Annotated in this window: 22 protein-coding genes and 1 riboswitch; of the genes, 8 read left to right on the top strand and 14 right to left on the bottom strand. The window is 44.7% G+C overall.

Annotated elements, in window-relative coordinates; genetic code table 11:
- From AB5150_RS09650 to AB5150_RS09615, 8 genes are all read right to left on the bottom strand, one after another.
- A partial coding sequence (locus AB5150_RS09650; protein WP_368291746.1) for a hypothetical protein occupies positions 1–2,983 on the bottom strand: 2,983 nt, incomplete at its 3' end.
- Between the two features lie 151 nt (positions 2,984–3,134).
- The gene (locus tag AB5150_RS09645) at positions 3,135–4,193 is read right to left on the bottom strand and encodes a DUF6382 domain-containing protein (protein ID WP_015534306.1); all 1,059 of its coding nucleotides are present in this window, start codon (positions 4,191–4,193) and stop codon (positions 3,135–3,137) included.
- A 52-nt stretch (positions 4,194–4,245) separates the two neighbouring features.
- A complete protein-coding gene (gene glmS / locus AB5150_RS09640; RefSeq protein WP_022217506.1) occupies positions 4,246–6,069 on the bottom strand; it encodes a glutamine--fructose-6-phosphate transaminase (isomerizing) in 1,824 nt (607 codons plus the stop codon).
- Between the two features lie 106 nt (positions 6,070–6,175).
- Positions 6,176–6,340 carry a hypothetical protein gene (locus tag AB5150_RS09635; RefSeq protein ID WP_156337921.1) on the bottom strand — a complete coding sequence of 55 codons (165 nt, stop codon included), beginning with the start codon at positions 6,338–6,340 and terminating at the stop codon, positions 6,176–6,178.
- Between the two features lie 200 nt (positions 6,341–6,540).
- Positions 6,541–8,577 (bottom strand): methionine--tRNA ligase, encoded by a 2,037-nt coding sequence (gene metG / locus AB5150_RS09630; RefSeq protein ID WP_022217505.1) that lies wholly within the window; start codon positions 8,575–8,577, stop codon positions 6,541–6,543.
- Positions 8,578–8,767: 190 nt separating this feature from the next.
- A complete protein-coding gene (locus tag AB5150_RS09625) occupies positions 8,768–9,157 on the bottom strand; it encodes a DUF2752 domain-containing protein (RefSeq protein ID WP_055280330.1) in 390 nt (129 codons plus the stop codon).
- A 26-nt stretch (positions 9,158–9,183) separates the two neighbouring features.
- Positions 9,184–9,954, bottom strand: coding sequence for a DUF4234 domain-containing protein (locus AB5150_RS09620; RefSeq protein ID WP_117875068.1), 771 nt, complete (start codon positions 9,952–9,954; stop codon positions 9,184–9,186).
- A 225-nt stretch (positions 9,955–10,179) separates the two neighbouring features.
- A complete protein-coding gene (locus tag AB5150_RS09615) occupies positions 10,180–10,521 on the bottom strand; it encodes a DUF4234 domain-containing protein (protein ID WP_004852487.1) in 342 nt (113 codons plus the stop codon).
- A gap of 354 nt (positions 10,522–10,875) precedes the next feature.
- On the opposite strand from AB5150_RS09615, the gene AB5150_RS09610 reads away from it, so the two are divergent.
- The 6 genes from AB5150_RS09610 (at position 10,876) to AB5150_RS09585 (ending at position 18,356) form a co-directional block, all read left to right on the top strand.
- Positions 10,876–11,808, top strand: coding sequence for an ornithine carbamoyltransferase (locus tag AB5150_RS09610; protein WP_022217503.1), 933 nt, complete (start codon positions 10,876–10,878; stop codon positions 11,806–11,808).
- A 37-nt stretch (positions 11,809–11,845) separates the two neighbouring features.
- A complete protein-coding gene (gene pyrB / locus AB5150_RS09605; protein WP_055280331.1) occupies positions 11,846–12,775 on the top strand; it encodes an aspartate carbamoyltransferase in 930 nt (309 codons plus the stop codon).
- Positions 12,776–12,786: 11 nt separating this feature from the next.
- Positions 12,787–13,200, top strand: coding sequence for an aspartate carbamoyltransferase regulatory subunit (locus tag AB5150_RS09600; RefSeq protein ID WP_015534312.1), 414 nt, complete (start codon positions 12,787–12,789; stop codon positions 13,198–13,200).
- A 74-nt stretch (positions 13,201–13,274) separates the two neighbouring features.
- Positions 13,275–14,576: a UDP-N-acetylglucosamine 1-carboxyvinyltransferase gene (locus tag AB5150_RS09595; RefSeq protein WP_015534313.1), complete on the top strand. Its 1,302-nt coding sequence runs from the start codon at positions 13,275–13,277 to the stop codon at positions 14,574–14,576.
- Positions 14,577–14,783: 207 nt separating this feature from the next.
- Complete coding sequence (locus tag AB5150_RS09590) at positions 14,784–16,904, top strand: cadherin-like beta sandwich domain-containing protein (RefSeq protein WP_022217501.1); 2,121 nt, start codon at positions 14,784–14,786, stop codon at positions 16,902–16,904.
- A gap of 24 nt (positions 16,905–16,928) precedes the next feature.
- A complete protein-coding gene (locus AB5150_RS09585) occupies positions 16,929–18,356 on the top strand; it encodes a cohesin domain-containing protein (RefSeq protein ID WP_368291744.1) in 1,428 nt (475 codons plus the stop codon).
- Between the two features lie 93 nt (positions 18,357–18,449).
- Here the strand turns inward: AB5150_RS09585 and metK are convergent, their stop codons facing one another.
- From metK to AB5150_RS09565, 4 genes are all read right to left on the bottom strand, one after another.
- Complete coding sequence (gene metK, locus AB5150_RS09580) at positions 18,450–19,637, bottom strand: methionine adenosyltransferase (protein WP_022217499.1); 1,188 nt, start codon at positions 19,635–19,637, stop codon at positions 18,450–18,452.
- 70 nt (positions 19,638–19,707) lie between these two features.
- A riboswitch (SAM riboswitch) is annotated at positions 19,708–19,837 on the bottom strand.
- Between the two features lie 83 nt (positions 19,838–19,920).
- Positions 19,921–20,652 (bottom strand): TraX family protein, encoded by a 732-nt coding sequence (locus tag AB5150_RS09575; RefSeq protein ID WP_117875339.1) that lies wholly within the window; start codon positions 20,650–20,652, stop codon positions 19,921–19,923.
- Positions 20,653–20,776: 124 nt separating this feature from the next.
- Positions 20,777–21,193: an HIT family protein gene (locus AB5150_RS09570; RefSeq protein ID WP_015534318.1), complete on the bottom strand. Its 417-nt coding sequence runs from the start codon at positions 21,191–21,193 to the stop codon at positions 20,777–20,779.
- Positions 21,194–21,294: 101 nt separating this feature from the next.
- A complete protein-coding gene (locus AB5150_RS09565; RefSeq protein WP_022217478.1) occupies positions 21,295–22,119 on the bottom strand; it encodes a nitrilase-related carbon-nitrogen hydrolase in 825 nt (274 codons plus the stop codon).
- 264 nt (positions 22,120–22,383) lie between these two features.
- On the opposite strand from AB5150_RS09565, the gene AB5150_RS09560 reads away from it, so the two are divergent.
- Both AB5150_RS09560 and AB5150_RS09555 read left to right on the top strand, forming a co-directional pair.
- Positions 22,384–22,959: a biotin transporter BioY gene (locus tag AB5150_RS09560; RefSeq protein ID WP_015534320.1), complete on the top strand. Its 576-nt coding sequence runs from the start codon at positions 22,384–22,386 to the stop codon at positions 22,957–22,959.
- A gap of 151 nt (positions 22,960–23,110) precedes the next feature.
- Entirely contained in the window at positions 23,111–23,428 is a 318-nt protein-coding gene (locus AB5150_RS09555) for a helix-turn-helix transcriptional regulator (protein WP_308936787.1), read from the top strand.
- Here the strand turns inward: AB5150_RS09555 and AB5150_RS09550 are convergent.
- Together AB5150_RS09550 and AB5150_RS09545 are read right to left on the bottom strand one after the other, a co-directional pair.
- Positions 23,425–24,990, bottom strand: coding sequence for an SPOCS domain-containing protein (locus tag AB5150_RS09550; RefSeq protein WP_015534322.1), 1,566 nt, complete (start codon positions 24,988–24,990; stop codon positions 23,425–23,427). The two genes, AB5150_RS09555 and AB5150_RS09550, sit on opposite strands and share 4 nt — an antisense overlap.
- A gap of 34 nt (positions 24,991–25,024) precedes the next feature.
- The coding region (locus tag AB5150_RS09545; protein WP_368291743.1) for a protease complex subunit PrcB family protein at positions 25,025–25,410 on the bottom strand (386 nt) is incomplete at its 5' end.

Below are 25,410 nucleotides of genomic sequence, written 5' to 3'. Positions count from 1 at the left end.
CTCCTGTATATCCGCCGCCCATACAGGTAGCTTTCTTCTCTCCTACAAGCGTTCTATCATGGTCTGTCTTTGGAAGAATCTCAGTAGTCCTGCTGAGTTCTGCCTTGCACACGGTGCAGTATATAACCTTGTCTCGGCTGCCTTCAGCCTGACATGTAGCCAGATTTACATTCTCATACACAGCCTTTCCCTGGGTATGTCCGAGTGGCTCTGTCTTCTCATCCTTTGTCTTTTGGCATCGCTCACATGTGTATCTGATCAGACCTTCTGCTGCACACAAAGCTTTTTTCTTAACCACGCCTGAATCCCATCTATGTCCCAATGCACCAATGGCTATCTTCTTGGTACTCTGATAACTCTTGCCATTCAGCGTGCATTTTGCTGTACACACCTTTGCACCATCGTTCTCGCAGGATGCCTGCGTTATCTTGCTTGTTACAGTCATCGGTTCACTGATCACATGACTCGAATCTCTGGTACAGGTGAGAACCAGCTTGCAAGTGTTGCCATTTGCTGACCACTCATACTTTGGGGCGTAATCATGTCCCAGGCTATCCCCGTGTGTAAATGTCTTTTTGCGATTCACTCTTCCACAGTTATCACAGGAATAATAATATTTCGCAGCAGTTGTACAGGTCGCAGCCTGTGCAAGAGTTTCATCATTTACTATTTCCGCAGTGTATGAATGTCCGCCTATCTCTGTTATATCAAGTTCATACTCAGCCTTCACCCACGGATTATATTTACTGGCAACCGTAATCGTTACAACGCCGTTGCCGATTGCCGAAAGTGATGCCGCAGTCCTAGACACTTCATTCACCTTTACAACAGTCTCATCCGACGATGTAACCGCATACTCATGTATGTCCGCTCTCGTTGGCCAATCCATTATATTTATACTCAGTTCCGCTCCAATTTCATACTCACTTGGTGAAGTAGTCCTGTTATCGCTGTCCTTCTCCTGCCAATACACATATCTGATACTGGTAGGAAGTGACACGATCTTCTCATATCCGCACTTTGAACACGTCTCTACTGTCTGGCTTTTACCCTCATCTGCCTCTGATATGACATACTCATGTCCCCCCTGATCTGCCACATTGAACGTGTATTCCTGACAAATTGAGCTGTCATATTTATGAACTATTCTTATGGTTACATCACCTGTTCCGACCGCCGTAAGCTTAGCATCATATCTTCTATAAGAAGATTCCGGATCACTCACTTTTACAATACCTTCATCCGATGATGTAACTATAAACTCAGAGTTGTCGACCTTCGTTGGTGCATAATCTACTTCCAGATTGATCTCATCACCTACTTCCACATCAGCAGGCTTGTAATATCCATTACTATCACTCCACCATACAGTACGTGTTATCGCCGTCGGGATTGTCACCGTTTTTGTCGTCCCGCACTTTGAACAAATTTTTTCTGTCTCTCCAGATCCCGGTTCTGCCTGACTTATTACATAGTCATGACCACCCACATCTGTTACCGACACAGTGATTACCCTCTTCATATCCGGATTCACGACCGGATATACAGTAACCGTCGTCTCACCTATCTTATTCATATGGAATGTTCCAGCATAGTTAGACGAAGGGGTATACGAAATAATAGACGGGTCTGCTATATCAAACACGAATTTGTCATCGGATTTGCTATCTGATGCCGTCGAGAAAGATATGTATGTCTCTATATCCTTTCCTACTTCGAACTCCTGATCATATGTGGCTGATGAAGCAGTTTCCGATAATCTCCAGTACACGTACATCGTCTTTGGTCCTGTTACTTTACATCTCGTACATACGCCATCTGTAAAGCTATGCCCAAGAGCCGGAACCTCATCCTCTATCTTTTTGTAGCCACATTTAGCGCATGTGTATACTGTTCCACCTGTCTCTGTACATGTGGCCTCTTTTTTCACACCTTCACCATACACATGCTCCGTGCATGCATCATACCGCTGTCCAAGCAGCTTATCCAGCTTGGCCTGCGCTGCATCCACCTTTTTCTGCCACTTCTCCGGATCTACAGTCTCATAATATTCATCAAACAGCTTCTCAAATTCAGCTATTGTGTACACCTCATATTTGCTAGTATAGTTTGAAAGCTTGCTTGCATTGAAGCATGAAGTATTGCCATACCTGCCATAGAGTGTGAATCCGACTCCCATCACCTGATCTGCTGCCCAGAACATATTGGTATAATGTCCAACCGTGACTCCCTCCGAATCCGCCTTTTGTTCAACAGCTGTAAGCTGACTCTGCGAAGTTATGGATGAATATCCCAGCTCATCCCTTATCTTGTTAAAAGATGCCTTCTCACTGTTCCATCCTGCCGCCGGATCAGTATATCCAAACGCCAGATTCTCACATGACACCTGAAGAAGTGAATGATTTGTGAGTCCTGCACCTCTGTCCGCGCCTGACTGTGCCACCGCCATAAAATAGAAATTAGTCTTAGCCGCATTCCTCTTCATTGCCCCGACATAGTTTTCGTCTGTGTCCCTTAACGAATTAATTTTATTCAATACCGCAAATGTCGCCTTTGTGTTTTCAAGCGATATGGCGTCTTTCTTATCTCCGGTAACAACAACCTTGTTATTTCTCGATTCCGGAAGACCTGTATTATTTCCTCCCGCCCACTTGGAGAAATCTTCCTCACATGCCTCCTGCAGGACAGTCTTGGCCCGATTCAGATCATATTTCTGTTTTGTTGTCAGGTTGCTTTTCGCAAGCATCCAGTCTACAAAACCTATAGAGCCCTGATCATATACGGTCATCACTTCACTCTGATCTTTCTTCACCTGTTCCAACCCACTCTGAGCCTCTTCTATCTGCTGGTCAAGGGTACTGGCCTTAACAGTCTGAATACCTGTCGTCTGAATACCTGCCGTCAGCATCAGCACTGCACACATTACCACTGTTGCTGCTTTTTTACACAGTGTCCTTCCCGATAAGCTTCCTTTTCTTTTCATAATCTTTGATACTCCCCCTTTTTTCACATTCTATTTATATTACCCCTTTACCCACATGTACTCCGGCGCGCCTATGCAGGGGATTTATTATAAAATAAGGAGACTCATTATAATAATAAACAAGTCTCCTTATCCAGTATAATATACTATTTTATTTCTCCTTGAAGGTGAACTCCTCGTTCGCAAGCTTGAATCTGATACCATCTATGAGCATCATATCCGTTCCGCTGCTTATGATCTTGCCACCAAGGTAAGTGTGGTTGGTCGACTTGTTATCTCTCAGATAGTACACGCCGTTGACATTGATAATGTAAGCATGGCGGCGGCTGACTGAATTGTTGTCAGTTACCTGATAGTCAACTCCCTGTGTAGACTTACCGATACAGAATATCGGCTTGTCAATCCTTATCCTCTCACCTGTTCTGGTTCTTATGATGACAGGGCCGCTCTTGCCACGGTTGTTGGCTGTGAGAACTGTTGTCGAACCGTCATCGTTGTCATCAAATCCAATATCATTTGATGAGAAATCCTTAACTTCCTTTGCAAGCTTGAATGAAGAAGTTGTAACATGAGGAGTCTCAGGAACCTCTACCTTAGCCACATTGACCGGGCTGACTCCCGCTGACTTCATAAGCTCCTGCTCATCCTCAGGATGTGCTATATTGTCATTCTTCAGGTCTGTTATAAACTTATAAAATTCTGACAGATAAAATGTAGGATTGTGATCAAAGTATTTGATAAGCTCATATCCGGCATCGGATGCCTTCTTATTCGCAAACTTCATATTGCCCATAAGATCCCTTATAAACTTCTCCATATTACATCTGTCCATAGGCTTATCTATAGGCAGGAATATGAGCTGAACAGCCATATTCTGGAAGTCTATATACATATATCCCTTATTCAGTATAACCTTTCCAATGGACAGATCATTCGCCTTGAGATACATGAGCTGATCTGCAATACTGAATATCAGATCAACCAGCTCATCCTTGTGTATCTTCTTCTCAAGGAACTGATTCATGGTAGTCATGGCTGGAATAGAATATGTCAGAGCTCTCTGACCATCTATATATTCCTCATGGCAGAACGCATTATTGCCCACAAACTGAGCATTGTACAGCTCTACCTCATTGTGAAGAACCTCTACATCGTCTTCAATCTTAAAGTACAATTTGTACTCATCACACAAATACATCTTATCACTCATATAAAACCCTCCGATATTTATCGCACGATATCCATGTAAGTCCCGGAGTCAATTATTCTACTGTAACTGACTTTGCCAGATTACGTGGCTTATCTACGTCCAACCCCTTTGCATCGGACGTGTAATACGCTATAAGCTGCAGGATGACAGCAGCCGAAAATACCGTGAACAATCCATCCTGCTTTGGTATGGATATGTGTTTGTCACATACATCTTTATCATTGTACTCTTCATCCATGCTGACAAGAATGACGTATGCGCCTCTTGCCTTAACCTCGCGTATATTGGAAATCATCTTTCCGTATACAGATTCCTGTGTAGCCAAAGCTATGACCGGAACGTTCTCAGTTATGAGTGCTATCGTTCCATGTTTTAACTCCCCTGCCGCATAAGCCTCAGCGTGAACATAAGAAATCTCTTTCAGCTTCAGTGCACCTTCCAGTGACAGTGTATAATCCAGTCCTCTTCCTATGAAGAATGCATCCGGAGCCATCTTTATATAGTTTGCAACTGTCTTTACTTCATCTGCCTGCTTGAGTGTCTCCTCTATCACCGGGATAACGCCCTGAAGCTGTCTGATGAATGCCTTTGCCCTGTCCTCAGAGTATATACCCTTGACATAGCCAAGTCTGCATCCAATGAGATACATTGCAGCCATCTGTACCGAATATGCCTTGGTACTTGCAACTGCGATCTCAGGACCGGCATGTGTATAAAGGACGTAATCGCTCTCTCTGGCGATGGTCGATCCCTTTACATTGACTATGGACAGAACCTTTGATCCACATCTCTTGGCAAGTCTGAGTGCCTCGAGTGTGTCAATAGTCTCTCCTGACTGTGATGTAACTATTACGAGAGTCTTTTCATTTATGAGTGGTTCCTTGTATCTGAATTCTGATGCTATCTCAACATTAACAGGAATCTTTAACTCCTTCTCAATCATGGCCTTGCCGACTATTCCGGCGTGCATAGCTGTTCCGCATGCAACCACTGTGATGTTCTCAAGATTCTTAAACACCTCATCATCGATGCCGTCCTCAGTGAAATCAGGAAGCTCATTCACTATACGAGGAGTTATCGTGTTTCTCAGTGCCTCTGGCTGCTCATAGATCTCCTTCAGCATAAAGTGCGGATATCCACCCTTCTGAGCTGCCGTTATGTCCCATGTTATCTTGAGCATCTCCGGCTCTACCATGTTCCCCTTCATGTCTTCTACTTTGATGCCTGTGCTTGAGAGTGTCAGTATATGATACTCCGGCACAACAAAGTATTCCTTTGAAAATGATATTATCGCTGTGAGGTCTGATGCAATGATCGATCCCTCATCTGTGTATGAAGCGATCATCGGACTTACATTTCTCACTGCGTATATCTTGCCCGGTCTGTCTGCAAACATAATGCAGAGTGCAAATGAACCGGCTATAGCCTTAACAGCCTTTCTGATAGTCTCGATGGGATTGCCATCGTACAGTGTGTCCAGAAGTGCTGCTACTACCTCTGTGTCCGTCTCAGATACCAGCCTGTCGGCCAGTCCGTATTCTCTCACAATGTCGTTATAGTTCTCTATAATTCCATTATGTATAAGTGCCACATCTCCGCACCTATGTGGATGTGCATTCACATCCGTAACTCCGCCGTGAGTAGCCCATCTCGTATGGCCTATTCCACAGGTTGATCTGTACACAGGACTGTCGTCGCTGCACATCTCCCTGAGGTCTTCCACTCTGCCGGCTTTCTTCTTGATCGTCAGTGTATCATCATCATTAAGCAGTGCTATTCCCGCACTGTCATATCCCCTGTACTCGAGCTTTGCCAGTCCGTCAATAAGAATGTCCTTGGCTGGTTTCTTTCCTACATATCCTATGATTCCACACATATTAAATTAATCTCCTTTCGGCTTATAACCACGCTGTATACTGATAATATTATAATATGGCGCACTTAAAAAAGGTGAAGCCACCATACATAACAGCTATGGGTGTCTAGTCATGATTCTTTGTTTTGGAGTTACCCCCATATTTGGATATCATGTGCGCATCCAGACTCTGCGTGAAGGCATCCGCCGAATATTCGATAACCTTCAACCTCGTTATCCCTGAAAGCCAAAGCCCAGGGGTCATGGCGCTAAGATTTCTAAATCTTTCCAAAGGCACACTCCTCCTGTCCGTGCACCTAGCAAAATTCTATCATGAAACATCTAATAAATCAATGCAGAAAGGCCTCTGCGTATAATCTTTGTAACATAAAATTTACTTCAGCTTTATAAATAAAAACAGGGAAACACCACGGATCCCGGCCGTGTGCCCAGCCTGTGATGCTTCCCTCATTATATCCACTATTTTATATCTTAGCTTATAAAGCATCCACCTGGGAAGTCCTTCTCGGTGGTCAGGAGTGACAGATTACCCTCAGGATCCTCTGCGCACAGAAGCATACCCTCTGATACGACTCCGGCAAGCTTGCATGGCTTGAGGTTTACTATAGCCACAACCTTCTTGCCAACCATATCCTCAGCGGAATATGTACCCTTGATTCCGGACACAATCTGCTTCACATTGTTCTTGCCAAAGCTTACCTGTGAGCAGAGAAGCTTTCTTGAATTAGGAACCTCCTCACATGCAACAATCTCGCCGATCATGAGCTGCATCTTCTGGAACTCCTCAATGCTTATCTCCTGCTTGTCAACTACATCAGGATTGGCCTTGAGTGCCTGGACCTTCGCCTCAGCTATCTTGATCTTCTTGGTCTCAGCAGAATTCTCCTTCTCTTCCTTCTGCTTCTTGGCCTGCTCGTACATGGACTCCTTCTCCACTGGAGCGAACTCGGCAACCTTAGCCATAACTTCCTTCACGTCAAGACGTGCGAATAGGATCTCAGGCTGCTCTGTTACCTTTGTTCCTGACTTGTACAGACCAAACTTTCCAAGCTCTGTGACCTTTCTCTTCTCGGTATTGAGCTGTGCCATGATCTTCTCAGTTGTCTCAGGCATATATGGCTCAAGGAGTGTTGCACCTATAACGATGCTCTCGACAAGGTTGTACAGAACTGTGTTCAGTCTGTCCTTCTTGTCCTCCTCCTTTGCGAGTGCCCAAGGCATTGTCTCATCTATGTACTTGTTGCATCTCTTGAACAGTGCAAATATCTCTGTGATCGCATCTGCAACCTTGAGCTTATCCATGCACTCTGCAACCTTGTATCTGCAGTCCATAACGACCTTCTTAAGATCCTCATCGACAGGCTCTGTGACGTTGGTATTTGTCACAATGCCACCGAAATACTTGTTTGACATCGATATGGTTCTATTGACCAGATTTCCAAGTGTATTTGCAAGCTCTGAGTTGAGTCTCTCAACCATGAGCTCCCATGAGATAACTCCATCATTCTCAAATGGCATCTCGTGAAGAACAAAGAATCTGACAGCATCCACGCCAAATATATTGACCATATCGTCAGCGTACATTACGTTGCCCTTCGACTTACTCATCTTGCCATCACTCTGGAGGAGCCAAGGATGACCGAATACCTGCTTTGGAAGCGGAAGTCCGAGTGCCATCAGCATGATAGGCCAGTAAATGGTATGGAATCTCAGGATATCCTTGCCGATCAAGTGAAGATCTGCCGGCCAGTATTTATAAAACTTCTCATCGCTCTTTCCATCTACGTCATATCCAAGTCCAGTTATGTAGTTTGAAAGCGCATCAACCCATACATATACAACATGTTTTGGATCAAAGTCTACCGGAATTCCCCACTTGAATGATGTTCTTGAAACACACAGATCCTGAAGTCCCGGCTTAAGGAAGTTGTTAACCATCTCGTTACGTCTTGACTCAGGCTGTATAAACTCAGGATGCTGCTCTATATGCTTCATGAGCTTGTCCTGATACTTGCTCATCTTGAAGAAGTATGCCTCCTCCTTGGCCTCCTGAACAGGTCTTCCACAGTCTGGGCACTTGCCATCTATGAGCTGTCCATCTGTAAAGAACGACTCGCATGGTGTACAGTATTTTCCTACATAATGTCCCTTATATATATCACCCTGATCGTACAGCTTCTTAAATATCTTCTGTACCTGCTTCTCATGGTAATCATCTGTTGTACGGATAAACTTGTCATATGAAGTATTCATGAGATCCCATATTCTCTTGATCTCACCTGATGTCTCATCAACGAATTCCTTTGGGGTCTGCATGTTCTCAAAAGCCTTGTTCTCAATCTTCTGTCCATGCTCATCTGTTCCTGTCATGAATCTTACATCATAACCTGCGAATCTCTTGTACCTTGCAATGCTGTCAGCCAACACGATCTCGTAGGTGTTGCCTATATGAGGTTTACCTGATGCATATGCAATGGCGGTTGTAATATAATACGGTTTTTTTGCCATTTCAAAAACCCTCCCTGAAAAAATACTACAAGCACAAATGAAATGCTTGTGCAACTTTACCGAAAAACTCCTCGGTAATTGTAAATTATATGCCTTTTTATTATTTATTGTCAAGAAGATGGGATATTAAATAAGTCTGTTACGATGGTCATTCTATAACGCTGCCAATAAACTTGTCATCGTCTCTCTCTCAAAAGCGCATCACATTCCTGAGAACGGCAAACATCACCGCCCCGGCAATACATATAAATATAAGTATATTGTCAAATCGCGATAATTTTCTGTTTCCATATCTTACGAATACATAATCGTTTTTTACAATTATGTATGCCAACGCCGGAAGAGCTATAAACATAAATTGATTATAAGCAAATGCCTTTGCAAGATCCAGCTTTACGGCCGCAAGGATAGCCCGTGTTATCCCGCATCCTGGGCATAAAAATCCGGTTATCTTTCTGAATATACATGGTATGGCAAGTCCTGTCACTCTTATGAATATATAATAGAGGATGCCTATCCCCACGAGGATGGCATCCCTTTTAATTATCGCATTTCTTCTTGATTTCTGTATCTGATCCATGCTCTGTATTTCTTTGTCTCCGCCGACTACTGCTGGCTGTTATCACTGCCTGAAGCATCTGCTGATGTGTTAATATTCTGATCTGACTGCTGGCCAAATGTATTCTGGTCTAAACCGGCCTGCTGACCATATCCCTGCTGATTGTATGCATTCTGATCATATCCCTGCTGGCTGTATGGCTGCTGTCCGTATGCCTGCTGGTTATATGCATTCTGGTTATATGCATTCTGGTCATATCCCTGCTGACCATATGGCTGCTGTCCGTATGCCTGCTGGTTATATGCGTTCTGATCATATCCCTGCTGGCTGTATGGCTGCTGACCATATCCCTGCTGATTGTATGTATTCTGACCATATCCCTGCTGGTTGTATGCATTCTGATCATATCCCTGCTGACCATATGGCTGCTGACTGTAGGTCTGCTGACCATATCCTGTATTCATCTGAGGTATAGCCTCTGCATATTTGTTTGCAGTGTCCTGCATAAGCGCATATGCAATAATTCCAAGTCCAAATACCTGAAGAAGGACGTATAAGATGCCTGAGTTGCTTGATGGTACACCGTTCTTATTCTTTATGATATCAACTTTCTCGCCCATCTTATATGCCCAGAACCATCCATAGATGTTACATGTAACGATAGTGAGCAAAAGCGACATTCCACCACTTGTTGCATCTGTCTCTCCTGACTCCTGATTGATATCGTCTGTTAGCACAACAAACCAATACAATCCATATATTCCGCATGTCACAATTGAAAGCAGAATACATATTCCAATATTCCTCTGTTTGATCATAATTGATAATCCTCCTTAAACTTAAATCCTTAATTGAATTATGTAGGACTTGTGTATGACTGCAATTATTCCACTCATATGTAAACCACTGCATAACTGCAATAAAAATAACAGAATAGCCCCGCAGACACAACTCAGTCTACGGGACTATTTTCTCATACATTTTGTCTGTACGCAACTGCATCTATACATTTTTCAATGTATATTTGTATGCAATTTGATTCATTACGCATTTTTATTGATGGTATCCTGCATAATAGCATATGATACAATTCCAAGTCCACATAACTGGAGCAGAAGGAAAAGTATGCTTGAATTTCCTGCTGACTGACCATTCTTTGTCTTTATTGCATCAATCTTCTCGCCCATCTTGTATGCCCAGAACCATCCATAGATATTACATGTAACGATAGTAAGCAACAATGCTACCCCACCACTTGTTGCATCTGTCTGTCCAGATTCCTGATTAGCATCGTTTGTAAGGCAAACGAACCAATACAGTGCATAAATTCCAAATGTAATGATTGAAAATACTATGCACAAAGCAATGTTCCTCTGTTTGATCATAAAATGTCCTCCCTTGATTAATTATAAATTTTTTATAAAAATTTTATAAAATATATAAAACCATATCTATACATCTTTGTCAATAAAAATCAAAAAATTAAGCTGTTTTTTGCTTTATTATCTATATTTTATTATCTATATTTTTTTATAATCAGGCATAAATCTTCAAATATTTACATTCATAATTTATGTGATGTCGTAAACTGTTTTACTTTTGAAACCATGTGCTATATAATAAAATTTCAGGCAGACATATCTCAACACCCGTATCCTAAATATATTGCCAGGATCCACAGATTATGTTTGTCCGTATTGCAAACAATTTATAATTATAGAGAAAAGAGGACATTTGTTATGAAAAACATGCTTAACTTCAAGAATTTCACAGCTGATGAGCTGATGGATATTCTCAATCTGGCACTTGACATGAAGAAGAACCCTGATAAGTACGCTCACGCTCTTGAGGGCAAGAAACTCTACACTCTTTTTGAGAAGACTTCCACAAGAACATTTCTTTCATTTACAACAGGTATAACTGAGCTCGGCGGTACATATTACAACCAGCTCTGGAAGGATTCCAACTTTACACTCGGTGAGCCTGTATCAGAGATTAAGTATGTATGCAGGAATGTAGATATCATCATGGCACGTCTTGTAAAGAATGAGACAGTCGAGCTGTTCGGCAACAATGTTACTGTTCCATTTATCAACGGATGTGACAGTTCTTATCATCCATGCCAGATCCTGGCAGATGCCCTCACTATTATAGAAAAGTTTGGCAGTCTCGATGTAAAACTTATGTACATCGGTGCCAAGAATAATGTATTCAACTCTCTTGTTGAGTTCTTCGCAAAGATGAAGAAAGGAACCATCTATGGACTCACACCACTTGTAAACAACACTGTATGTGGTGATGACTTCTTTGAAGCAGCAAAGGCTACAGGCCACTATGTTGAACTCGATCCTACCATGAGCATGGAGGAGGCAAAGAAGTACGCAAAGGATATGGATATCCTCTACACAGATACATGGGTAGACATGGAGTTTTTCAACAACCCTGCATACAAGCAGCAGAAGGAAGAGACTCTCGCCAAGATGATGCCTTACCAGCTCAACGAGGAATTTACAGAGGGCAGCAAAGCTATAGTATTCCACGACATGCCTATGCACCAGGGATTTGAGATCTCACAGGGCGTTATCGACAAGAACCTCAACCACATTTTGGATGAGGCTGAGAACAGACGTCACGCTGAGAAGGCTGTTATGTATACACTTCTTAATTCTTAAAATATTCATTCTGATAACCTAAGGAGGATCATGTCAAATGAGACATTTAATAGACCCGATGGATCTGTCAGTTGAGGAGATCGATCATCTGCTCACTCTGGCGCAGGACATCATCGATAACAAAGAAAAATACAGTGAGGTGTGCAAGGGCAAGAAGCTGGCTACCCTGTTCTTCGAGCCAAGTACACGTACAAGGCTGAGCTTTGAGGCTGCCATGATGGAACTGGGCGGCAACGTGCTCGGTTTCTCATCAGCAAGCTCATCATCATCTACCAAGGGTGAGAGTGTGGGCGATACCGTCAAGATCGTCAGCTGTTATGCCGATATTATAGCTATGAGACATTATAAAGAGGGTGCCCCGATGCTGGCTTCCATGAAATCAGATGTTCCTATTATTAATGCTGGTGACGGCGGTCACAATCACCCTACGCAGACATTGGCCGATCTTCTCACAATAAAGAGAGAGAAGGGCAGACTAAACAATATGACCATAGGTTTCTGCGGAGATCTTATGTTTGGTCGTACGGTTCATTCACTTATAAAGGCCATGTCACGATACAAAGGCATAAAATTTATTCTCATATCACCGGATGAATTAAAATTACCTGATTATATAAGAACAGAAGTCATCGAAAAGAATAATATACCATATGAGGAGATTTCCTCTCTTGAGGATGCTATCGGATCTCTGGACGTTCTCTATATGACAAGAGTCCAGAAAGAACGTTTCTTCAACGAGGCGGACTACATAAGACTGAAAGATACCTATATTCTTGACAAGTCAAAGCTGGCTCTCGCTAGGCCTGACCTGTCGATCCTTCACCCGCTTCCTCGTGTAAATGAGATATCTGTTGAGGTGGATGACGATCCGAGAGCATGTTATTTCCGACAAGCACTCAACGGCAAATATGTCCGAATGGCACTCATCATGGACCTTCTCGGACTCGACAAGGATTTTAAGGCATAGGAGGAATGATCATGAATATTGACAGTATTCAGAATGGTATTGTACTTGACCATATAACAGCAGGCAAAGCCCTGCAGATATACAACGATCTTCATCTTGATAAGCTGGATTGCTCCGTTGCTATAATCAAGAATGTTAAAAGCGAGAAGATGGGAAGAAAGGACATTCTTAAGATAGATCAGGATATTGACATAAACCTTGATGTTCTGGGGTATATCGACCCGGATATATCCGTCAACATCATCAAGGACGGCAAGCTCGTTGAAAAACGTAAGATCGAACTGCCTGAGAGACTGGTTGGAATAAAGAAATGTACCAATCCAAGATGCATTACGACCACAGAGCAGGGAATAACCCATATATTCAAACTCACAGACAGAGAAAAGCGAATTTACAGATGTATATACTGTGAAGCAGACAAGTAACTGTTTACTTTTCAGTTTTATGTGCTATAATCTATAAAGTTGCGATAATCCGAGAATTATCTAAGAGGTGAAATATGGAACAGTATGTTATCAAGGGAGGTCGTCCTCTGGAGGGCGAAGTTACCATTGCGGGTGCTAAGAATGCCGCACTTGGAATACTTGCCGCTGCAGTCATGACCGACCAGGAAGTCACAATAGAAAACGTACCGAACGTCAGAGATACAAGAGTCCTTCTTCAGGCCATTCAGGGTATCGGCGCAAGGGTCCGTTACATAGACGAGCACACGGTTGCTATATGTGGTGGAACCATCAATCCGAATACCGATCTCTGTGTCGACGACGAATATATCAGAAAGATCAGAGCATCCTACTATCTGCTCGGCGCACTGCTTGGCAAATATAACCATTCACAGGTCGCTCTTCCAGGCGGATGCGACATCGGAGCCCGTCCGATAGATCTGCACATAAAAGGTTTTGAAGCACTTGGAGCCCACGTTGATATAGCAAACGGTATGATATCCGTTGAGGCTGATGAGCTGATCGGAAGCCACATTTACATGGATGTGATCTCAGTAGGTGCCACCATCAATGTCATGATGGCCGCCGTAATGGCAAACGGCAAGACTACCATAGAGAACGCAGCCAAGGAGCCACATATCGTTGATGTTGCCAATTTCCTCAACAGTATGGGTGCTAACATCAAGGGTGCCGGAACTGATGTCATCCGTATCCGTGGCGTAAAGTCACTTCACGGAACTACATATTCCATCATTCCGGATCAGATCGAGGCAGGAACCTTCATGGTTGCAGCAGCAGCCACCAGAGGCAACGTCCTCATCAAGAACGTAATTCCTAAGCATCTTGAGGCTATAACCTCAAAGCTTACAGATATAGGTGCCACTGTCATCGAGTACGATGATTCAGTGAGAGTAATGTGCAACAAGAGACTCAAAGCTACCAACATCAAGACCCTGCCATATCCGGGATTCCCGACAGATATGCAGCCACAGATGGCGGTTACACTTGCACTGTCCAACGGAACAAGCATCGTCACCGAGAGCATATTTGAGAACAGATTCAAGTATGTCGCAGAGCTTTCAAGAATGGGCGCACACATCAGAGTCGAGGGCAACACCGCTATTCTCGATGGTGTGGAGACATTCACCGGTGCAAATGTTGCAGCACCTGACCTGAGAGCAGGCGCAGCACTTGTAATTGCGGCACTTGTGGCCAACGACTTCTCTACTGTATGTGATATCAAGTATATCCAGAGAGGCTACGAGAAGTTCGACGAAAAGCTTCGCGGACTTGGTGCTCTCATCGAGAAGGTAGAGACGGACAAAGAGATTCAGAAATTCAAGCTCAAAGTAGGTTAATATATACGATATAAGGCGAAAAGCTTTTGCCGGTCAGCACTTGTCTGACCGGCAAAAGCTTTTTTATTGCAATTTTATTACTTTTTTATAACTTTTTTCACAAAAATGGTGCTCATTTGCAATAATTATGGTAAACTTAGACTGATGTAATTTTGTCATAAATACTATTTTATATATAGATTTGTTTTATGAAAAATGGAGGTTACTATGGATATCAATACTAAACGAACCCGGACTACTATTTCTATCGTAATGCTTATTTGGGCGGTCGTCTGCATCGCGGTGACCGGACTGTATGTGGGAAACAATCACGCAGAAGCCGCGACCACGGGAACTCTCACGTCTGACTACGTGTATTTCCGCAAATCACCAAACGGCACGCCTATAAAATATAACGGCTCGGCCATACTCCTAAGGAAGGGTCAGAAGATGACCGTACTGAGCACTTCCAACAAGACATGGTACAAGGTCAAGCTTACATACAAGAAGAAGAGCTACACCGGTTATGTGTACTCCGCATTTATCAAGGTAACAAGGACAACCTCCAAGAAGGCTCACCTTCGAAAAAATGAAAACTATGTATATTTCCGAAAAACGCCAAACGGCACGCCGCTGAAGTATAACGGATCGCCGATCATGCTCATGGGCGGTCAGAGCATGACCGTACTGAGCACTTCCAACAAGACATGGTACAAAGTCAAGCTTACATATAAGAAGAAGCGCTACACCGGTTATGTATATTCCAAGTTCATCGTGATCGACTCCACTTCAGCCACAACAAAGGCCACGACCAAGGCTACTACACAGCAGCCTACCACAGCGGCTCAGGCAGCCAAGAGCGGTTACGTGAATGAAGACTATGTATACTTCCGCCAGACGGCAGCGGGTACACCTATAACCTACAACGGAAGCGCGATCATGCTCATGAAGGGACAGGCACTCTCCGTGACTGATACATCCAACAAGTCATGGTACAAGGTCAACCTCACATACAGCAGCAAGAAGTATACAGGATTTATCTCCTCATCGCTCATCACAATGGGAACATACAAGGAACCTGACGGTAACCAGACATCGGATGCAGCATTTGAAAAGCAATTATCCGCCCAGAACTTCCCTGAGAGCTACAAGGTGCTTCTCAGAAAGCTCCATGCGGAGCACCCAAACTGGATATTCAAGGCGGTACACACCAACCTTAACTGGAACGACGTGGTCAAGAACGAGGTCAACGTACAGGGACGTGTCAACAACCTTGTAAACTGTACATCTTACAGTCCTAACTACGGCTGGAGATCACAGACCGTTGGATACAACTACAAGACAGACTCCTACTCATCATATGATGGTTCAACATGGTTTGCAGCCTCGGACGATCTTGTAAAGTATTACCTCGATCCGAGAACATATATGTCATCCGCAAGCTCCATGTTCGCATTTGAAAAGCTGTCATACGACTCATCACAGACAAAGTCAGGAGTTGAGGCTATATTATCTGGTTCGTTTATGCACAATGCGCACCCAACCGGTTCGACCACCACATATTCGTCCATGATAATCACCGCAGCGCAGAAATCCGGCGTCAGCCCTTACCACATTGCTTCACGTATCAAGCAGGAGGTCGGAGGCTCGATAACCTCGGGAACAAACGGTAAGAATGCCACATATCCCGGCATATATAACTTCTACAATATCGGTGCATTTGAGAGTGCATCAGGCAACGCTATAACAAACGGTCTGAGATGGGCTTCATCGGGCACATCGTACAACAGGCCATGGACAACACCTGCCAAATCAATAATCGGCGGTGCGATGTATATCGGAGAGTCCTACATCAACAAGGGTCAGAACACTCTGTATACTCAGAAGTTCAACGTAACCTACACAGACTGCCTGTACTGGCATCAGTACATGGGAAATGTACAGGCCCCTACAACAGAGGCATGGAAGGTATATGATGCCTACAAGTCTTCAGGAGCACTCAACAAGGCCATAACATTTGCCATACCTGTTTACAAGAATATGCCAAGCACAGCAATGAAGATGCCTGCGGCTAATCCGGGCAACCAGAACAACTACCTGAAAACACTCTCTGTAAGCGGCAAGAAGCTGTCACCTACATTTGCAATAAACAGCACTACACAGTACACGGTAAATGTGCGCTCATCTGTATCAAGTGTGAAAATAAACGCTTCACCTGTAAGCAGCTACTCCACAGTGAGCGGAAAGGGAACAAAAACCCTGAAATCAGGAAAGAATACATTTAAGATAGTATGTAAATCCCAGAGTAAAGCTACACGTACTTACACCATAATAATTAACAGAGGATAAGGAGGACTCGGTGGATAACCGTATATGAATATTATGAGGACTACAAGATTTAGCTTTAGAACGTTTATGACAGAAGTTGCATGTGTGTTGACTATGATGCTTTTCATGCTTCATACCACTTATGCCGCTACAGTCGCATTTAGTGTTGAGGTTCCATCCACCACGGTCGTTGTTGGCGATACCGTGGAGATCAAGGTAAGTATAAACGCAGCCGATCAGGCTTTATCAAGCTACAGCTACAATATCACATATGATTCCACATTGCTCAAGGCTGTGAGCGGCGGCACCGTGGAATCTGAGGGCACCGTAAGCTACTCCCAGGCAAATGTAAAGCCTGGAGATGCAATGACAGCAACATTTACATTTACCGCCATTGCAAGCGGAACTGCCAGCATAGAGACATCAGCAGTTGAGGTCATCTCCGACACAGAAGAGTCGATAGACATGACACCGTCATACAACTCGGTAACCATCAGCGACAAGTCAGCCGCCGCTTCCACCGAAGCAGCTTCATCTACTGTCAGCGATACCGGTTCAGAAGCCGAGCCTGCAACACCTCTTGCATTGATCGACAGCGAGACCAAGCCTGTTGTTACTGAGGATGAGGTAGGAACACTCACAGAGGCAGATCAGAACGCATCCGCACCTGCAGATACCCTTGTAAGCGTTCACTCAAACAACAACACTTATAACATCATTCCAAAGCCTAATTCAGTCTCAGTGCCAACCGGATATCTTCCAGTGAAGATCAACCTGAACGACACGGACATCAGAGCTTATATGAAGGGAAGCAGTTCCAACACCGTTCTCCTCTACGCAGCAACAAACGACGGACACCAGGGCTGGTATTTCTTCAATCCAAATGAAGGAACTTTCCTTGACGCAACGGATCTCATCGAGGAGACGGATTCGCTGTCCAGCTTCATAGACAAGCACAAGTTCGTAATAATGCTCATAGCCATCATAGTTCTTGTGATACTGGTCGTTGTCATCATCATCCTTGCTGTCTCACTCAAGGGTCTCATCGCTGATTACGAGGCTCAGATAGACAAGCTGAAGAAGGACAACGAGGAGAAGGAAAGCACAGCAAATGAAACATCAGAAGCTGCCGAGCCTTCCGCAAAAGCCGCTGAACACGTCAGAATGCCTCACCACGACAATAGCGAGGTGCCCACCATCAACAACAAGGCGCTCTTCCCTGGGGACAACGAGGTTATCCACGAGAGTTACGCAGACTCCGATTACGACAATCAGGTATCTCCTGATGAGGACGATGTCATCCACACTGACGACTATGACGACACTGCATTTGAGGATGTCGCCGATGACAGCGAGCCTATAGATTCAGTATTTGACGTCAAAGAGGATACGGAGAGTACGGAGAGCAAGATCCAGGCATCCCTCGACGAGATAGATGCGGCACTTGAATCCGCAAAGAAATACAAAGATTAATACTCACGGAATAACGTGATATACAAAAAGCACATGTATCAGTTTCAATCTGATACATGTGCTTTTATATTTGTCTGAATTTTTTTAATCTGCTTATAAGTATGCTTTCAGCACATCCACCTTGTCCAGCTTCTCCCATGGGAGATCAAGATCTGTTCTTCCGAAGTGTCCGTAAGCTGCTGTCTGCTTGTAGATAGGTCTTCTGAGGTCAAGCATCTTGATGATACCTGCTGGTCTTAAGTCAAAGTGCTCTCTAATGATCTCGACAAGCTTCTCATCTGAAAGCTTTCCTGTGCCAAATGTGTCTACCATGATGGATGTAGGTCTTGCAACACCGATAGCGTATGAGAGCTGTATCTCACACTTGTCAGCCAGACCTGCTGCAACTATGTTTTTAGCCACGTAGCGGGCCGCATAAGCCGCTGAACGGTCTACCTTGGTACAATCCTTGCCTGAGAAGGCTCCGCCGCCGTGACGGGCATATCCGCCGTATGTGTCAACGATGATCTTACGTCCTGTGAGACCACTGTCTCCATTTGGTCCACCTATTACGAATCTTCCTGTTGGATTGATGAAGAACTTGGTATTCTCATCGATGAGCTCCTGTGGAAGAACCTCGTCGAATATATACTTCTTAACGTCAGCGTGGATCTGCTCCTGGCTGACTTCCTCTCCATGCTGTGTTGAGAGAACGACTGCATCAAGTCTTACAGGCTTGTCATTCTCATCGTACTCAACTGTTACCTGTGTCTTACCGTCCGGTCTTAAGTATGGGAGTGTTCCGTTCTTTCTTACCTCTGTGAGCTTTCTTGCAAGCTTGTGGGCAAGTGCTATTGGATATGGCATGTACTCAGGTGTCTCATTTGTTGCAAATCCGAACATCATACCCTGATCTCCGGCACCGATCGCCTCGATGTCATCCTCGCTCATGAGATGCTCCTTTGCCTCGAGCGCCTTGTCAACTCCCATGGCAATATCTGATGACTGCTCGTCTATGGCTGTGATAACGCCGCATGTATCGCAGTCAAATCCGTACTTTGCTCTGTCGTATCCGATCTCTCTGATCGTCTCACGAACGATCTTCTGAATATCCACATAAGCGTTGGTTGTGATCTCTCCCATGACAAGCACAAGACCTGTCGTGATGGATGTCTCACATGCCACACGGCTCATTGGATCCTGCTCCATCAGTGCGTCAAGCACTGCATCTGATATCTGGTCACAGATTTTGTCAGGATGTCCTTCTGTTACTGATTCCGATGTAAATAATCTTCTTTCCATACTACTTCCTTTCCTTTTTGTACATAAGAAAAACCGCTTCGTATGAGCGGTTTGATCGTGTCTGTCAAGCCTCTCATTGTTCGAGCACAGATCTTGTATCACCTACATATCTGCGTCGCTCAGGTCGGCACCTTCCGAATCTGACATCGGGGTTGCCATGGCTTCTTCGTCCCTTCTGACTCCACCATTCTGAATAAGAGCGTTTTTCTAATATCTATAAATGCAATCATTACTCTATATCATTGAGAGTTATTAGTCAACATATTTTTGGGGGAAATGATGCTTAATGAATTATTTTCCATATAAACCATATAAGCAGCAAATGCAGGGGATAAAACAGGTAGAAAAAATACTTGAGCTTCATCCTTCCTCTCTCTCCGCTGTACATATTCACAGGTATCATCGCCAGCAGAGCGTATAGCTGATTCATGCCCAGGCAGAGAATGTATACCAGCGAACTGAGCACCACGATCTCAATGTTCTGCTTCTTATTGAAATATGCCAGAGTATAAGCATCCGCTCCACTCCGCTCCTTCTCGATCAGATAGAACATAACTATGATTCCCACTCCCGCCATGCCGTAGTCGAATCTCAGGAACTCCGCCAGAAGTGCTGCGGCCAGTACGATCTCGACCTTCCATCTTCCGATTGGCCCCCGGCTATCCATGGCGTATATGGCAAACAGTCCGGCTGTCAGGGTGAAGAATATGTTCTGAGCCCCCGGATACCAGATCGTATCGTGCATTGCCAGATCAAATGGTATCTCTGACACCACCGCAAATATTCCAAGTCTCAGAAGATACCTCCTCACGTCGGATGTACGCAGAAGCCCCTGTACAAGCAGGAATGCAAATACAGGAAATGCCAGACGCCCCACAGCGCGCATTATGTAGTTGTTATCCATGAATACTATGCCTATGTGATCTACGGCCATACACACACAGGCTGTCAGCTTGAGCGCATTTGACGACAGCCGCCTCAGCCCTCTTTCCTCAGTTTCTTCATTATACTCCATATACAGTCCTTTCCTACCGCCTGCTCTTTCTATCAGTAACACCGTAACAGAAAAAACAGCACATGACTTATGTTCATCATGTGCTGCTCTTCTCACAAAACCTTATATATCTATCTTCAATCGTCTAGATTCTCTTTCTGAGAGCCTTAGACAATGCTGACAGCTCCTCTGTATCAGCCTTACCCGGTATCCAGGTCATAGTCACGTTGTCCTTGATGTATCTTGGAACAAGGTGCATATGGAAGTGGAATACAGTCTGACCTGCTGCCTCGCCGTTGTTCTGAAGGATATTCAGTCCGTCCGGATTCAGCTCAGCCTTCTGTGCCTTTGCCACCTCTGTAGCTATAGTAAATATCTTGGCTGCTGTCTCAGCATCCATGCTGTATATATTGTCAAAATGTTCTTTCGGGATAATAAGCGCATGGCCCTTGTTAGCAGGATTCACATCAAGTATTACTCTGCAGATACTATCCTCATAAACTGTCGCTGATGGAATCTCACCGTTGGCTATCTTACAAAAAATGCAATCGTCCTTATTCATATAAGTTTTACCTCCTCATTGCCTCTATCCATTGTAAACCATCTGACAAAATATTACAAGCACCAAAGAGAACACCAGTTTTATACACTAGTCAAATAATTCTATAATATTGACATGTAAAATTCATTTTTCCTGTCCCTGCCCTGCGGAAATGTCTTTCTGGCACCGGCTATGACCGCAGGATCCAGCTCCGCAACGAGCAGTCTGTCGCTCACCCTCTCCGCCATCTCATTGCCGTAGACATCATATATATGTGAGCTCGGGACATATCTCTCCCTTTTACCCATGCCCACTCTGTTCACGCCTATCACGTATGCCTGATTCTCAATGGCCCTCGCCCTGAGCAGCGCTTCCCACTGGGCAACTCTCTCCTCAGGCCAGTTGGCTATCACAAGTATGGCATCGTAAGAATCCCTCGCCGCCGAAAATATCTCCGGGAATCTGAGATCATAGCATATGTATCCGCCCAGCCTCAGATCCTTGACATTCGCCTGACAAATACGGCTGCCTGCCCGGTACACCCTGTCCTCACCGCTGAACGAAAAAGGATGTATCTTTGCGTAATCCATGATCACCTCATCACCGCTGACGATCGCCAGCTTATTTTCAAATACCTTCCTTCTGCTCTCATCAAACTCACCGCTTCCATCTGCCATGAAAGCTTCTATATAACCAAATACCATGGCCATATCGTATTTCCTGCTGTTCTCCATGAAAAACGAAACGCTCTCCGGTATCTCACCATCCCTGTACGCCTCCCACATGCGCGCGGGCATCATGGTAAATCCCGTCAGCGTCATCTCAGGAAACACCAAGAGCTCAACGCCATTCTCATATGCCTCCTGCATGACCTCAAGACAGTGCTCCCTGGCATACTCCTTATCCTCGTATCCAATATCGATCTCCGTGATTCCGACCTTTATCATATCCCGCCTCCTGTGTATACACTCTGTATATCGTTCGAATTCTATATTAAGTATTTTACACAATAACGTGTGTTTTGCAAATGTTAACCTGTGTTTAAAATTTATGGTTGACATTCCTCCCATGTGTATATATAATGTCAACCATAGCCCTTGTGTATAGGTTAACAAATCCAGGCAGTATTCGTCATCAGCCCGTCGAAACTACCTGGATTTGTTGTGAATAAGCTGTACACAGGCATTACAATCATTGGAGGATTATTACAAATGAAAAAAGCATTTACCACTGTAGAGCTGGTCATGATGGCCATGTTCACTGCAATTCTGTGTGCATCCGCTTACCTGAGCATTCCAACACCGCTCCCTAACGCAGCACACATCACATTACTCAACTTTATGATAATTCTGATAGCTCTCGTATTTGAGCTCAGAGACTCAACGATCATAATAGCACTTTGGATGATCATGGGTGCCATCGGCGTTCCTGTATTCATCGGCGGAGGCGCAGGCCTTGGATATCTGTTCGGAGTATTCGGTGGATACACCTTCTCATTCATCATTGCATCAATCGTAGTCGGTCTCATCAAAGGCAAAAAGTACAAGAGACTTAAGTATACCATCGTTGCGATCATAGGTGTCGTGATCATTGATATCGTGGGAATGATCTGGTGGAAGTTCAACGGTAACCTCACATGGAAGGTTGCATTCTTATCAGGTTTCGTGGCATTCATTCCACTCGACCTCGTTAAGGCTGTCATCGCCGCACAGCTCGTTCCACTGTTCAAGAGACTTCTCCCTGAGAAGGACGACAAAGAGGCCAATGAACAGGCAAAAGAAGCCTGATTAATGGAAATACACAAACTTAAGTGCAATTATAGCTGTCGGCTATTATTGCACTTTTTTGTTACCATCTCGTTTAGTAAACATATTTACTAAAATTAAAAGGGTCACAAACCCGTATGTTATCATTTTTGCGGGTGATCGAATGCAGTATATGGAATTTAGCAAGGATAAAAAGTATATAGAAAGAATCCGGGGACTGCGGGAAGATCATGACTTTACACAACAATATGTTGCCCGCTATCTGAACACCTCACAGACCATGTACGCACGTTATGAAAGGGGCGCAAGCGCGCTGCCAATCCATCACCTTATATATCTCACCGAGTTATATAACGTGTCATCCGATTACATTCTTGGAATCACCAACAACCCTGTTCCATACGAAGAATATTACAGAGAAGCCGCTGTCACCGACCAGGATCCCAGATCACCGGGAAAATACGATATACACTGGAAGGGCAACAGCTAATTCTTTCCCGCACATTTGACCACTATCAACCTGTCACCGGCTTTCACGTCATCCCCCTCAAGGCTGTTGAGCTTTCTTATGGAATCAAGACTGGAATAATACTGTTTTGCGATCGACCATATGCTGTCACCGTCACGCACAACATAGCCCACTATACCTGGCGCCACCGCTTTCTTCTTCATATCGACCGGAGCCACCGTCATGTCATCGATAAGCTCTATCTCTTTCCGGGTAAATATGGTCATTCCCATATCCACTATGGCTTTTATCTCCACCTCGTCATTGCCCGGCAGCGCCGCCGTGATCTGATTGAGTGCAGGGGTAATCCTGATGGAATCCTGAGTTCTGAGCGGAACAGTCTCCACCCTGTATGAAAATGGAGCTACCACCTCCATCTGACACAGAGGTCTGCTGTCATCCGATGACACATAAAGAACTGCCGCCTTCACAGCACCCTCGACGACCACGGCGTCATCCGCCGGCCTGACATCGTCTATATCCACACTGCCCGTCACATTTACGATCTGGAGAATGGACGGCTGGCTGCTCTTGAGCCTCTCCTTCTTCACGACCCTCGTCTTTGCATTGTTTCTCATGAGAAGGTTCTCGTAGCTGAATCTGCTCCTGACGGGATCGACCTGCGCAGAATATGAGAACATATCCTTGAGAAGGTCTGCCTCCACGTCCTCGTACACCTTGATGTCCACATTGAGGCTGCTCTCCACCTGGAGTATCCTGTCCTCACCGCCGTCATTTGCACGCACGGACACCGAACCGCGGGATGCGGTTATCATATCGTCCAGTATCATATCCTCGTCTATTCCATCGCAGTTCACAGTGTCCTGGAACTCCCTCGTGGCGCTGACATACTGCACCGGAGCCACCTCGTCATCCGGCTTGTATATGACAAATATGTCCATCTTGCCGCTTATATGTACCCCCACGTCCGTGGCACGGCTCTCTATCTCCGAGAAGTTCACCTGATCCCACAGCACACGTCCGATATTCGGCTTATTTGCCGGGATCTCTATGTCCTCCTTTATCTTCATTATGTCTCTGGAAGACGCCGCAAGATTTGTAAAGCTTACCTTCTCCGTCATGCACTCTATACCAGAGCCGTTTGCTATGCCCACGGCGCCCTCTGCGGTGATCTGCTGGCACGCCCAGAGCTTCACGCCCACAAGCCCTCTCACCTCGTATTTTCTGGAATTTATCACGGTCACGTACAGATCCTCCAGCACACCCTGTACGGAAACCTTATCTCCCAGCGACAGTTCATCCGCATTTATCGTCTCCTCAAATGGCAGTTCTCCGTCATGGCTCTCAAATGAATCCCCCTCCCGGTCCGTCTGGTATAGGATGGCGTAGCTCACAGTTCCTGTGATGCGCGCCTTGCCCTCCATGACGTCTATGTTTTCTATCGTCACCTGTCCTTTGCTGGCTATCTGTCTGTCTATATCCCCCTTCACATCAGGGACATTGAAATCATCATCCACGGTAAACTCAACATATTTTGCCGCCTTAAGATTCGTCGTTGTGATCCTGTTCTTAGTAAGCTCCATATTTTCCCCACCTTATTTTTTATGATATACCGTTCTACTTGAATACAACCGGAAGATCCATCTTCACTATCCTGACCACCATATAAGGAAATGATACATTGTCCCCCTTCACGCCATCCGTCGGAGTCGCCACCTGCCTTAAAACTCCCTTGATGTAAATGGCATTGTCGTCCTTGTACATCTCCTCCAGAGTCACCCCAACGTCATCCCTCTCCTGCATGCCCGCAGCGATGACTATATATGTATATGTGCTGTTTGAATATACGAGATTAAATGGGTTTTCCTTCTTTTTGTCTATGATGGTAACCAGTTCATCCGGCAGCATGGTCTCATCGCACACGTCATAGAGCAGCGGCTCACCACTGTCCGACACCTCAAACCTTGCACATCCAACGCAGAATATCATGAGCTCCAGTGCTG

Source organism: Coprococcus sp. RTP21281st1_F1_RTP21281_210402, assembly GCF_040915325.1.
GTDB lineage: Bacteria > Bacillota > Clostridia > Lachnospirales > Lachnospiraceae > Coprococcus > Coprococcus aceti.
Note: the sequence above shows the minus strand (reverse complement) of the source record. Positions and strands in the feature narration are given on the sequence as shown.